Genomic DNA, 13,428 nt, shown 5'->3' on the forward strand with positions numbered 1-13,428 from the left:
TTATTTCCTAATACCAATCGTATACTCGATTTACAACAAAAAGTTTATCTATCTTAAATAATGATAATTTTTATTTTTAGCGGACTGTAAATCCTCGTGTCGGCGGTTCAATTCCGTCCTCCGCTACCAATACAATTTTGATATAGTATTTTTAGGCGAGCCAAACAGCCTGCACAAATTTGTTAAATCTAGTTTATTGATCGTCGATACAAAAGGCTGCAATATGATAAGATACCGTCAGTTTGGGTAAGGATTGCGCGGCGTTTATATTGTCTGCGGATCGTGGAAAATGGGATGAGTGAGAAAAAAGCCGAGAGCATTAAGGTTGTTCCTTACGATGCGAACTGGCCGATTATGTTTGAGGCTGAAAAGGCGGTAATCTCAGCTGCGCTTAGCGATAATTGTATTGCGGTCCACCATGTGGGATCAACTTCTGTTCCAACCCTTGCAGCCAAACCAACAATTGACATTATTGCTGTGGCTAAAGATCGTGAGAGGGCAATAACCGATCTGGAAAAAGCCGGATACACGTACGAGGGCAAGTGGAATATTCCATTGAAATGCGGCTTTAAAAAAAGAGGGGCAGTTGGTGTGAATTTACACCTATTTTTTGATGCCAATCATCCGGAAATCGAGTTGAACCTGAAATTTCGTGATTATCTGAAGGCGCATCCAGATGTGCGCGATGCCTATGCGGCCGTGAAAGCGAAGATTTTGGAAGACGAAACGTCTTCACAGAGGGTTGGGAAAATATCGTTTCCGATTTACACGATAAGGAAAAGAGCATTCATTGACAATATAATTAGAGACATTGGGTTCGATCGGTTGCGAGTGCTAAAATGCGCTACGGAAGATGAATGGAATGCTGTGAAAAATCTGCGTCAAAAGACTTTCTTTGACAGGCGCAAGGTGCAGGATCCATATCACTGGACCTTCGATCATCCGGAGCACGAACATTTCGTTTTGTATTGTGGCGTAGAAATTGTAGGGTACGCCCATATCCAGCTTCGGCCGGAAATCATGGATGCGATACTGCGTATCATTGTTGTCACAGAAGAAAATCGCAATCAGGGCTTTGGCATACAATTTTTGACGATTATTGAAGAATGGTTGAAAGTTCACAATTACAAAATCCTTCACGTCGAAACGTCTGGAAGGCCGATGAGTTTTTATAAAAAACGTGGGTATACTAAAATGCTTGTAGATGATCCATACCTTGATCCGAGTGACACGCCGCTTGGCAAAAAATTGATGTGAAGCAATGACAAATCAATTATACCTAAAAGATACTTATTTATTTGAATCTAATGCATGTATTGTAGAATACAAAAAGGATGAGGAAGGCGTGTCGTATATTTTGCTAGATCAGACGATTTTTTATCCTCAAGGTGGAGGGCAGCCCTGTGATTATGGGAAAATTGTTGGCAATGATTTTGAGTATGCGGTTTGTGACGTAAGGCAAATCGGAGAGGAAATTCGCCACTATGTTGAGCCGTTACAAAATTCGGTGCAAGATCCTTCGGAAAATAATGCAGTTAAATGTATCGTTGATAAAGATAGAAGGTTGCTTAATGCCCGATATCATACCGCTGGACACTTGCTTGGGAATGTTGTGGAAGCGTTGATTGTCAGCCTGAAGGCGCAAAAATGCCATGCATTTCCGGAAGAGGCCTATATCGAGTTTTGTGGAGATGAAAAGCCAAATGAAGATTTGCTTCGAGAGTCTTTGCGAAATGTCATATCAAAAAATCTATCTACGAAAGTTTTTGAAACCGACCGCCAGAAGTTTGAATCGACTTACTACAAATTACCCTATGAAATTCCGGAAAATAAAAAATTTCGCGTGATGCAGATTGGAAATTATCCGCCAATACCCTGTGGCGGAACCCATGTAGTGTCAATAGGCGAAGTTAGAGAAATAGTGCTAAAAAAGATGAAACAAAAAGACGACCTTCTGAAAATATCGTTTGGAGTAATATAAAGTTATTTCGTTGCTATAATAATTACATTGCCAATGAATAAAGAACAAAAATACTCGCTTTAAATGTGCTGAAAACAAGTATGGAATTCTTGAATTGATCAACATTTGGATTACCAAACCCTAAATAATATGTATATAATGCTAACGTGAGCGTTAACGGCACTTTAAAACTGCACTTAGCATGGTCTAGAAATTGAAATCGCGATATAAAACTGAACAGAATTTCAAAGAAATTCTTAAGAATTTTGATGACCTCGATGATCTGAGGTTGAAAGATACTCCAAGAAGGGCGGCCAAAGCTTACGAAGAATTGCTTGATGGGTATGAGCAGGATCCAGCTGATCTGGTCGGAAACGCCACATACGCTTCATCGATGGACGATATCGTTATGATGAAAAACATATCGTTTGAGTCGTTTTGCGAACATCATATGATTGCGGTTACCGGTTATGTGACTTTGGGGTATATCCCAAACGGGACCATTATTGGGGCTAGCAAGCTGGCAAGAATCGTCGATTGCTTTGCTCACAGATTTCAACTGCAAGAGCGTATGACCGTGGAAATCGCAGATGCACTGCAAAGCGTTCTGAAGCCTAAAGGCGTTGCGGTTTATGTAGACGGCCAGCATTTCTGCATATCGAAGCGTGGTGTAAAAAAACAAGAAGCTAGTCTTGTAACTAGATATTTCTTAGGGACCTTCAAACAAAATCCCGCTCTAAGGCATGAGTTTTTGATTTCTGTGGGTGAATGAACGTCGTTAGATCTTTCAAGGCTTTCTGCTAAACTTCTTCATATTTGCCTATCTTAATCACCTTCCCATCTTTCATAGATACGATTTTATCGCAGTTTTTAAGGGTTGTAAGACGATGAGCGATCATAATCACCGTTCGGTCTTTGCTTACTGAGTTTATTGTCTCCATAAGCTTAGCTTCTGTTTCGTTGTCCAATGCAGATGTGGCCTCGTCAAAGATTAAAACTTCCGGCTGGTGATATAAGGCCCGTGCGATCGAGATACGCTGACGCTCACCGCCAGACAGCCTGATGCCACGCTCGCCCACAATAGTTTTCGTACCATTTGGCAATTGGTCTATCAGCTTACGCAATTGCGCCGCATTAACGGCTTGGTTGATTCGGTCTTCGTCTGCTTTTTTTTCACCAAAGGCAATGTTAGCCTCGATTGTGTCGTCAGTTAGATAAACGCTTTGGGGAACGTATCCTATTTTCCGGTGCCATTGGTAGGAATTGGCTGGATGCTGTCCGTCAATTAAGACCGTACCTTTATAAGGGCGAAGCAGGCCCAGAATAATATCAATCAGCGTAGATTTTCCCGATCCAGTTTCTCCGACTATACCAACGCTTTCTCCCTTTTTTACCTCTAGCGATACACCAGACAAAGCATCTCTTTTGGTATTCAAATATCTAAAGCTTAAGCTTTGAACGGTTATGCTCTTTTGGAACTTAAAATCTAGCACATCAACGTAATTTTCTTTCGCGCTCATAAGGAAATACTCGTGATGCACTTGCTCAATGGACGGAATGGACATTTTGAATATGTTAAGTTGATTGATTATTCTGTTGACCCCCGGCATAAGGCGGAATCCAGCATAGAGATATCCGCCCAAGATGCCGATCATTTGGGTTGGGTTTTCATGCTCAAAACAAAGTATTGATATGCTGATTATAAAAAAACCAACAAACAGCAGTTCTATGACCACTTTGGGCAAAGCATTAACTGCGGTTTGCGCGGCTATGGTGACTGACTCTTTCTTTGAGAAAAAGCTGTAGGCTTTGATGAAAGCATCGCGTTTGCCTAATAGCACAATTTCCTTAAAGGCATGAAAGAATTGGGATAAATGTTGGTGACCATAAAGCGTTGCTGTCTGAAGCTTTTGACCAAAGCGATAAAACCTTGGGAACAGCCATTTAACAATAACTATCCCTAAAGCTAACCCTACAGAAAAAACAATAAGCGCCAACGACGGATTCATGTACACCACCATCCCAATGAGGCTGGCGAATACTGCTCCCTCTGACAGAACGACACTTAAAGGCAGCATACCCTGTGAAAACATGCCGCTAACCAAATCTCGTACAATCTGCAGACCAAAGGAGGAGTTTCTGGTCAGGTAAGTGCCGTAATCAATTTCCGAATATTTGACCAGCATCTTATCCCTGAAGCGATAGTTCATTTTTTGAATGGTGAAATTTTGAAAGAACACTTCTCCTGCGCCCAAGATATTCTTAATCAAGAAAATAATTCCAAGGACAATTGCCATATAGAAGATAATGCGATTGGTGGACAAATCCTGATTAAAGCCAAGCATATGCAGGTATTTTTGTCCGTACTCCGGCAGGGCTATTACTTGAGCAAACACTGCAATTACAGAGGCCGTAAGCACTTCAAAAGCCGACATACACAAAGCAAAGCACACAATACCGACCCATTTAAGCTTATCTTGTCGGGTTAACAGTGCACGAAGCATACTTATGGCTGATACTACAGACGTCGTCATTTTGTAATTCAGTTATAGAACGGCAGTTTATGACAGAATTGACGTATCCTCAAGGCTTTTACCTAGGGCGCCTTGGTTTTAATTGAATTTAATGAAGCGCTGTGGCCAAATGAATTGTCGTGATAGGCGTTTCTGATAATTGACTAATTTGCCTTTTATGTTATATTGCAGCAATAAATATCTACATTATAAATACTATGCATAAGCTGTTATCGCTTTTGGTTTTGTTGGGAGTAAGCCCATGTTTTGGTGCGGCAAGAAGTCCTGCGGAGATGGAAAAACTTTCCCATAGACAATTGGAGTTGGACAACACAGCGAATCCGCCAAGGGTAGAGAGATTTTCCCTTAACACAGCAGAATCTGCCGATCTAGGAGGTTTAGCCTTAGCTGTTCTAGTGCCTATGCATCACAGCGGCAGGCCTTTTTGGGATGATCTGGTTCACACGCTTAATGCGGGTGCAGCAAGAATTCAAGAGGTTCACGTTGTTTTTTTGTTTCGAACGGACGACGGTCCGGATCAAGTCGCACAAAGCATGGGCTTACTACAAGTTTGTCTTGCCAAACACCCTCTGCTAAATGTGCGTATTTATCAAAATGAATCCAACTTAGGTTGGGGACTCACTAGAAGATTGTTACTAGGCGATCTGGGCAAGCTTATACAAACAGACAGTCCTTTAATGGCTGCGGCCAGTCAGAATAGATTATACTACACATTTATGGACAATGACGATGCGGTGCATTCTTGCCTTTATCGCATAATGTTGCAGACCGCAATATGCACCGAAGCCGATATAGTTAATGGAGAATATTTAAATCAAATGTTTAATATTTTTACAATTGATAGAATTCAACATTTTGAAGGAGATATTTCTGTTTCCACAATGTCGTACGTATCGCAAATGCCGGAACGCGTAATAAAGCTACCGACTCAGGCGATTGACGGAGAGCCGGGTCATCCTGAAGCAGAAGCTCTACAACCGGAACCTGAAGACGCCTGCAAATTAAATTACGATGAAAATGATAAAAGGATTTTTGCTGACGCAACCGGTTCCACGGGATATGCGCCTGTATTATTCAGATATACCGCAAAGATCGTGGAAGGCATAGTCCCGCCTGAAGGTTTTCGCCTTGGTGATATTGATATATTCGCTGCTGCCGGTGATACGATGCATTATTTTATAGATCGGCATAGCGATTGCAAAATGATAGCGTTGATACCGGATAGCGAGACTCCTTCAATGTACTTCTACAGACAACATAGCGGATCGGCACTACATGATCTGGAGGTGGAATTTAGCGTTAATTATATTTTAGGGAATATTTCTGAATTCTTTGAAATAGCCGATAAACCAAATGGCATTCAGTTTTTACTTGGGTTTGACCCTAGCAACATCATTCCCCATCTAGGAAAAGTTAAAGCCTTGCTTAGCGAAGCTCGGCTAGCTGAATATGTAGCCCACCTTGACCAAATAATACAACAAATCTGTAATGAAGAAGTTAGACTTCGGGCCGAATTGGAGGGGAAAAGGTCTACAGCAACTACTCCATGGCAACTTGGACTCTCTTGGACGGAGGAGTAGATCTCTGTTCGTTAGTAATTTTAAAGGCTGAAAATCCCGCGCTCCTTTTTATATTCAGTGCCCGCTAAGATAAAGTAGAATTGTGGATAAAATCTAACACACAAGCTGCTGCTTTATCGCTTGGCTTGACAGCATTTGGCAAAGCCAGCTCGGCCAGCACTTTCTTATAAGACTTACATTGGGAATCACGTAGCGTTTTGTTTGCGATGAGATCTGAAAGGCAGTTACACAAAGCCTTGGGACTGCAGTCTTTTTGTAAAAATTCTGGAATTGCGGCTTGCTTTAGCAATATGTTTACCAGACTTACATGCTTTATTTTTATCAGCTTTTTCACAATGAAAGCCGTGATAGGGTTCACTTGGTAGGCAATTACGGCCGGAGTTTCAGTGTAAGCCAGTTCAAGCGTCACTGTACCAGAGGCCGCCAAAGCACATGTTGCGGTGCGCATAGCTATGCCTTTGTCCCGGTGATTTGTGCCGATTTTGATCCATGTTTCATCGACAAGCTTATTGATATATTCAAGGTAGTCATCAAACGTAGGAATAAATACCTGAAGGTCTGGGATTTTATGCTTGAGCATTTTAACAGCATTTAGGAAAATTGGCGTATGCCGGCGAATCTCGCTTAGCCTAGACCCAGGCAGCAAGCAGACCAAAGGATATGATTTCGTAATGTTGTATTTTTTAAAAAAGCCATCGACCTCCTGCTTAGATGGGCAAGCTAGGTCGCCATCCTCAACAACTGTATGGCCAACAAAAACAGTTTTTAAGCCATGTTTTTCAAACAGCGGCGGCTCAAATTTGAATAATGCAAGCAAACAGTCGGCAAATTTTGTCATATTTTGGGCTCGGCGCGGCCTCCAGGCCCATACTTGTGGAGCAACATAACGTATCGCTGGAATTCCCAATTTCTTTGCTTTTTTTGCCACTCGGTTGTTAGAATCGGGAAAATCTATGGTAACCAGGGCTTTGGGCCTTATATCCTCAATGGATTTATTAACTGTACAAAGTTTTTTGAACATGATTGGCAGCTTGGATAAAACCTCAACCAAACCAATGGCCGAGACTTCTTTCATATGAAACAATGGCTGCAGCCCAGCCTTAATCATCCTGTCGCCGCCAACCCCGACAAATTGCACAGATGAATCAAGCCTGGCGATTGCTTCGATCAATCTTGCGCCGATTATGTCGCCAGATACTTCGCCTGCGATGATGAATACAGTACTAGCCAACTAGCAATAACCTTTTGCTTCGACTATGAACAGGCCAAGCTCATCAGCGGTGTTCAGCATTTCTTTTTTGTCGGCAATCAGGGTCGTGCTGCTTTCAATGGCAATGCCCCTTAGGCCAGCCGAGGCTGCGCGTTTTACTGTCTCAGTGCCGATAGCAGGCATATCTAAACGTTGATCTTGATTCGGTTTCACAAGCTTGACAAGAACGCCGCCTGGCCCTGCAAGCCTAAGGCCAGCACAGCGATCAAGAAGAGCGTCGGTTCCTTCCTTGGCTTCTACCCCAAGGACAATGCCTTGCTGGACGACTATGCTTTGACCAATGTCCAGACTTCCAAGCGCTTCTGCCACAGTCACGCCTTTTTTTATGTCAGATATCGCTAGGCTGTCCGGCGCTAGCTTAGTTTTTATCGAAGGGCCTGCATTACCCAGCACTTCACTGGCGGCAATAACTTGCAGGTTTTCTTTCTCAAGTAAAGAGGCTATGCCTTTCAACAGTTCATTATCGCCGGCAAATACGAGTGTACCCAGCTTTATAAGCCAGCGCCTGCCGATCGAGTCCAGCTTCAGCTCACTTACGCTGGGACGCTTAATTCCGCCGATTAGCATCACGTGTGTAGAGTTGTGCATTTTGATAAAGTCAAGCGCAGTGCCCATGTACCCCAAGTGAGTGCAAATAAAAGGACAGGGAAAATTTTCCATTAAGCAATCGCCTTTAATAGCCACAACGCAAGATAGCTCGCCCCTAGCAGAGCAAGAGTCTATACACTCTTTTGCCAGGTCCCCGTTTCCACATATAACAGCAATTCTGCGCATGTTGAACCTCAAAAGCCTGAATAAATAAAATGCTGCACCGATCCACCCATACGCATAATCGCGACACCCATCATAACACCACAAGCAGCTGCGGTCGCTATTATGCTTCTTTTTCTGCGGTTTTCTGCGAATAACCGGTCTGCAATCCTCATCGTATCTGGCACGAAGATTATATACAGCATCCCGATGGCCAATATCCAATATTGGTTAAAGGCAACCTCTATGCCATAGTCCATATTGAAAATCGACGTGTACATATTACTGGCGAAGCCTAGGCTGTGGCTTCTGAACAGCACCCAGCCGCAACAGACTAATAAGAATGTGAATATGGGCTTTATGAAGTTCTGTAAGCGCTCAGGGATAACAATGAATGCAAGCCTGTGGCGGCGCCAAAAGTGATTAACCACAAGAAGAGCGCCATGATAGCCTCCCCAGACTACATAAGTCCAGGCGCCGCCATGCCAAATCCCACCGAGTATCATCACTATCAAAAGATTAAGGTACAGCCTGAATGGAGCAACCCTGTTCCCGCCAAGCGGTATATAGACATAGTTTCTTAAGAAGGTTGACAGACTGATATGCCATCTGCGCCAGAACTCAATGATAGACTTGGATTTATAAGGCGCGTCAAAGTTATATGGAATGTCTACCCCAAACAGCTTTGAAACGCCGACCGCCATATCAGAGTATCCTGAGAAATCAAAATACAGCTGAACCGCATATGACAAGGTTGCCCAAAGACAGGTTTTGTAATAGAAAAACGTATTGATATCGGCGTCAAAAACCTGATTGACATAGTCACCTAAGCTGTCTGCGATAATAATCTTTTTGAATACACCTATGCTGAAATACATGCAGAATAAAGCGATGTTACGCTGAGATATGCCAAGCTTGCCATGCTCGCTGAGCTGAGGGTAAAGTTGCTTAAACGACAGTATCGGTCCGCAAATCAAATGAGGGAAATAGCTGACAAACAGCGAGTACCTGATAATGTCATTCTGTGGAAACCCTTCTTTATAGCAATCAACAAGAAATGCGATTTGGGTAAAGGTGTAAAACGAGATTCCAAGCGGTATGCCTTGATCGGCAACGAACTTGAAACCGTGCCAATCACCAAAATTCAAATACTTGTAACTGGCCAGGAAAACCAGATTGAACGCAATGCCCAGCCACATTAATAACATGCGACGCGAGAAGCGCTTCATGCACTGATATACGCTGTAGTTGATCAGGATTGAAAAGCTTAAGGGAAGAATGTCTCGCGGGTTCCAAAATGTGTAAAACACTACAGATGCTAAAAGCAACCAAAGTGAGGTTACTTGCGAATTTTTAAATTTTTGCAGGGAGCAAAATACAAGAAACGTGATCGGCAGGAAAAAAAACAAAAACTGATAGCTGGAAAATACCATCTATACCTCTGGTAAGCCTAGCTGCATCACATAAGCATGACAGCCGGCTCTTCTATGCATCGTTTAAAGACCGCCATGAACTTGGCCCCGGCTACGCCGTCCACAACCCTGTGGTCAACCGACAAGGTACAAGTCATAACTGTTGCTACCGCCAAATTGCCGTTATGGACAACCGCGCGCTGTTCCCCAGCGCCAACCGCCAATATACAACCCTGAGGCGGGTTTATAATGGCGTTAAAGTTCTTAACCCCATACATGCCAAGGTTAGATATGGTAAACGTTCCGCCTTGAAATTCCTCTGGCTTAAGCTTTCCTTCATTCGCTTTCTTAATCAGCTCTTTTGCTTTAAGCGATATTTCCTTGAGCCCCTTAGTGTGAGCCGAGTAAATTATTGGCGTAATAAGCCCGCCATCGATGGCAACCGCAACCGATACGTCAGCTGAATGGTACTGATAAATTCCTTCATCGGACCAGGACGCATTGGCCTCTGGCGTTTCAATCAACGCACACGCCACAGCCTTTATTACGAAATCGTTGACTGTAAGCTTGTTTGATTCGGCCAAACTATTTAGCCTCTTGCGTACGCTTAATAAATTATCTATCTCACAATCCACGCTCAGGTAGAAATGAGGCACCTGTTGCTTAGAGCTGGTCAAGCGCTGCGCAATGGTTTTCCTCATCTGACTGAGCTTTATAAGAGTTGGTTCTTGCGAAAAAGACGATCCAATGGATTGTTGGCTTCTACCGCCACCTTCCAGCGCCTTCATCACATCATCGCGCACAATACGGCCGCGTGGGCCGGTTCCTGCGACCGACCAAAGGTCTAAGCCAGCATCGCCAGCTATGCGCCGCGCCAAAGGAGTTGCTGCAGCCCTGTCGCCAGTACTGCTTGACACAGGAGTATTAGGCTTACTTGGTTCATGATTTGCGGCTGCTTCTTGCTTTGGCGTGGGCTTAGTGGCAGTTGCAGGCGAATAAGCCTTTATCGAATCGGCTGATTCACCGTCGCTCAGTAGTAAAGCAATAACCTCATTAACCTTGACGTTTTCTGTCCCATCCTGAACCAGAATTTTTCCAAGCGTTCCCCCATCAACGGCTTCGACCTCCATGATTGCCTTGTCGGTTTCGATTTCGGCAATTACATCGCCTGGGCGGATCTTATCGCCTTCTTTTTTCACCCATTTTGCAAGGTTACCCTCGGTCATTGTAGGCGATAACGCCGGCATCAAAACTTCTATTGGCATATGACTGTCCTTTGAACCATGTTACCTGAAATAGCTTTTTACCTTAACGATTATATCATCCACCTGCGGCAGTGCCAGCTGCTCAAGATTGGTCGCATACGGCATCGGTACGTCTGCCCCTGTAACGCGCAGTATTGGAGCATCAAGGTAGTCAAACGCCTGCTCCATCACCTGCGCAGTAATCTCAGAACATATTCCGGCATATGGCCAGCCTTCCTCTACACAAAGTAGGCGATTAGTTTTTTTGACCGATTTTACGATTGTATCGATATCAAGCGGACGAAGCGTACGTAAATCGATAATCTCAACGGATATTTTGTCACTTTCCAGCTTCTCAGCAGCTTCCAGTACTCTACTCATTGACATCGAAAAGCTTACTATAGTTACATCCGAACCTTCTTTGACGACATTGGCTCGACCTATTGTGACCACGCGGTCAGCGTCTTCTTGAGCGACCTCAAACTTTTTTCCGTACCAAAGCTCATTTTCCAGGAAAACTACCGGATTTGGGTCGCGAATGGCCGCCTTAAGCAGCCCCTTAGCATCTGATGCAAAATATGGCGCAACCACCTTCAGCCCAGGACAATGCGCATACCAACTGGCAAAGCACTGCGAGTGCTGAGCGGCCACCCTTGCCGCTATGCCATTTACGCCACGGAACACAATCGGGCAAGATATCTGTCCGCCCGACATATACAGCGTTTTGGCTGCGGAGTTAACGATATGGTCAATCGCCTGCATTGCAAAGTTAAATGTCATAAACTCGACAACAGGCTTAAGGCCGGAAATTGCCGCCCCAAACCCTAGGCCAGTAAAACCCATTTCAGAAATAGGCGTGTCTATTACGCGTTTCGGCCCAAATTCCTGAAGCAGCCCTTGGCTTATCTTATAAGCACCATTATACTCAGCAACCTCCTCGCCCATAAGAAAGACCATTTCGTCTCTGGCCATTTCCTCACGCATCGCGTCACGCAGGGCTTCTCGTACTGTGATTTGCGTCATAATGTTGCCCTTAAATCAGCACGTCTTTATACAACTCTGCCTCCTGAGGAATCGGTGAATTTACAGCAAAATCCGCGGCCTTCTCGACAATTTCATTTACCTTAGCTTCTATATCTTTTACCTCCGACTCCTTCAGCCCCTGTTTCTTGGCAATAACGTCCTTTATGTGCTCAATCGGATCGCGGGTTGCCTTAATATGCTCTACCTCTTCCTTTGTGCGATAAGTTGCCGGGTCAGACATAGAATGCCCCATATAGCGATATGTCTGCATCTCTAAAATAATTGGTCCTTTGCCATTTTTGGCATGCAGAGCGGCCTCTCGTCCAGCGTCTATGACCTCCTGAACCTTCATCCCATCGACTGCTTTGCCAGGGATATTGAACGGCTCTCCTCGCCTGTATAAAGCCTGGTTTGCGTGGGATCTTTTAACCGAAGTTCCCATCGCGTACAGGTTGTTTTCGATGACGTATACAATTGGCAATTTCCACATGGAGGCCATGTTAAATGCCTCGTACATCTGGCCCTGATTGACCGCCCCATCACCAAAGTAGCAAAAGCAAACCCCGCCGTCGTTCTTATACTGATGCGAAAAGGCAATCCCCGTCCCTATCGAAGTAGGTGAGCCTACAATACCGTGCCCACCATAAAACCTTCGCTGGCGGGAAAACATGTGCATAGACCCGCCTTTTCCCTTTGAGCAGCCTGTTACTTTACCGGCCAGCTCGGCCATTATGACCTTTGGATCAATCTCGCACATCAGCATATGCGCATGATCGCGGTACGTAGTGATTATTGAATCTTTATCCAAAGACATCACTTCCTTCATGCCGGCTGCGACAGCCTCTTGGCCTATATATAGGTGACAAAATCCGCCGATTACGCCTTTTCTGTAAAGCTGTGCGCATTTTTCCTCAAACCTGCGGATAAGCAACATATTCTCGTAGAATCTGAAAAAATCTTTCACGCTGTACGAATGTGCTTTCACGAAATCGCCTCGGATTTACTGTGCCGAATCTTGAACAACCAAACTGCGCACAACTTAGCTTGAGACCGATAAAAAATAAAGCTGTGATTTTTAAGCCTCAGTATTGCCAGCAAATACCGCTTGAGAAAAAATTTATTTGCACATTTTGTATTTTTGTGTTAATATACTAATACGTTTGAGAGTTAGGAAGAAAATTTCAAGTGCGCGGTAAAGAATTATTTGAGGCGATTGTTATGCTGGAATCGGAAGATGAGGCGGAAAAGTTCCTGCTGGATCTGTGTACTCCAAAGGAGCTTAAGGCTATGAAAGAGCGCTGGCGGGTATGCCAAATGCTTGAGCGCGGCAAGTTATCATATCGAGAAATAAGCAACGCAACCGGCGCAAGCACAACAACCGTCACCAGGGTTGCTAGGTTCCTTAATGGTGAGCCACACGGCGGATACAGGTCTTTGATAGATAAAACTAAGGTAAAAAATGTCTAAAAACAGAACAGTATTTATAACAGCTTTGGCGCTTAGCGGATGCTGGATAGAGTTTGTCGATGGGACGGAAGCAACTTCCGGCGAACGTCCTATGCAGACCGTATACATATGTAAAGCCATAGAGCACGAGGCTTTGGATTCAGTTACCAAAGGAATGCGGGACTATTTCACTAATAACCGCAACGTCA

Annotated in this window: 13 protein-coding genes; 6 read left to right on the top strand and 7 right to left on the bottom strand. The window is 44.1% G+C overall.

Annotation, left to right across the window (positions count from 1 at the left end; translation table 11 throughout):
• The first annotated feature begins 294 nt into the window (after window positions 1-294).
• The 3 genes from LBL30_01970 to folE all read left to right on the top strand — a co-directional run bounded on the left by LBL30_01970 (window position 295) and on the right by folE (window position 2,732).
• Window positions 295-1,257 carry a GNAT family N-acetyltransferase gene (locus LBL30_01970; protein ID MDR1031870.1) on the top strand — a complete coding sequence of 321 codons (963 nt, stop codon included), beginning with the start codon at window positions 295-297 and terminating at the stop codon, window positions 1,255-1,257.
• 4 nt (window positions 1,258-1,261) lie between these two features.
• Entirely contained in the window at window positions 1,262-1,981 is a 720-nt protein-coding gene (locus LBL30_01975) for an alanyl-tRNA editing protein (protein MDR1031871.1), read from the top strand.
• 193 nt (window positions 1,982-2,174) lie between these two features.
• Window positions 2,175-2,732, top strand: coding sequence for a GTP cyclohydrolase I FolE (folE, locus tag LBL30_01980; GenBank protein MDR1031872.1), 558 nt, complete (start codon window positions 2,175-2,177; stop codon window positions 2,730-2,732).
• Between the two features lie 28 nt (window positions 2,733-2,760).
• Here folE and LBL30_01985 read toward each other — a convergent pair whose 3' ends face one another.
• Window positions 2,761-4,464: an ABC transporter ATP-binding protein/permease gene (locus LBL30_01985; GenBank protein MDR1031873.1), complete on the bottom strand. Its 1,704-nt coding sequence runs from the start codon at window positions 4,462-4,464 to the stop codon at window positions 2,761-2,763.
• Window positions 4,465-4,691: 227 nt separating this feature from the next.
• Between LBL30_01985 and LBL30_01990 the strand changes: the two genes are divergently transcribed.
• Window positions 4,692-6,074 (top strand): hypothetical protein, encoded by a 1,383-nt coding sequence (locus LBL30_01990; protein ID MDR1031874.1) that lies wholly within the window; start codon window positions 4,692-4,694, stop codon window positions 6,072-6,074.
• 64 nt (window positions 6,075-6,138) lie between these two features.
• Here the strand turns inward: LBL30_01990 and lpxB are convergent, their stop codons facing one another.
• From lpxB to pdhA, 6 genes are read right to left on the bottom strand one after another with little or no spacing between them, the layout of a single operon-like run.
• Window positions 6,139-7,305 (bottom strand): lipid-A-disaccharide synthase, encoded by a 1,167-nt coding sequence (lpxB, locus tag LBL30_01995; GenBank protein ID MDR1031875.1) that lies wholly within the window; start codon window positions 7,303-7,305, stop codon window positions 6,139-6,141.
• Window positions 7,306-8,118, bottom strand: coding sequence for a UDP-2,3-diacylglucosamine diphosphatase LpxI (gene lpxI / locus LBL30_02000; protein MDR1031876.1), 813 nt, complete (start codon window positions 8,116-8,118; stop codon window positions 7,306-7,308).
• 8 nt (window positions 8,119-8,126) lie between these two features.
• Window positions 8,127-9,527 carry an MBOAT family protein gene (locus tag LBL30_02005; GenBank protein ID MDR1031877.1) on the bottom strand — a complete coding sequence of 467 codons (1,401 nt, stop codon included), beginning with the start codon at window positions 9,525-9,527 and terminating at the stop codon, window positions 8,127-8,129.
• Between the two features lie 26 nt (window positions 9,528-9,553).
• A complete protein-coding gene (locus tag LBL30_02010; protein MDR1031878.1) occupies window positions 9,554-10,771 on the bottom strand; it encodes a pyruvate dehydrogenase complex dihydrolipoamide acetyltransferase in 1,218 nt (405 codons plus the stop codon).
• A gap of 21 nt (window positions 10,772-10,792) precedes the next feature.
• Window positions 10,793-11,773, bottom strand: coding sequence for a pyruvate dehydrogenase complex E1 component subunit beta (locus LBL30_02015; protein ID MDR1031879.1), 981 nt, complete (start codon window positions 11,771-11,773; stop codon window positions 10,793-10,795).
• A 10-nt stretch (window positions 11,774-11,783) separates the two neighbouring features.
• Window positions 11,784-12,758: a pyruvate dehydrogenase (acetyl-transferring) E1 component subunit alpha gene (pdhA, locus tag LBL30_02020; protein ID MDR1031880.1), complete on the bottom strand. Its 975-nt coding sequence runs from the start codon at window positions 12,756-12,758 to the stop codon at window positions 11,784-11,786.
• Between the two features lie 200 nt (window positions 12,759-12,958).
• Here pdhA and LBL30_02025 point away from each other — a divergent pair, with 200 nt between their 5' ends.
• Entirely contained in the window at window positions 12,959-13,240 is a 282-nt protein-coding gene (locus LBL30_02025) for a trp operon repressor (protein MDR1031881.1), read from the top strand.
• On the top strand, window positions 13,233-13,428 hold a 196-nt coding region (locus LBL30_02030), incomplete at its 3' end, for a hypothetical protein (GenBank protein ID MDR1031882.1). The genes LBL30_02025 and LBL30_02030, both read left to right, overlap by 8 nt.

The organism is Holosporales bacterium, from assembly GCA_031263535.1.
In the GTDB taxonomy this organism is placed as follows: domain Bacteria; phylum Pseudomonadota; class Alphaproteobacteria; order UBA3830; family JAIRWN01; genus JAIRWN01.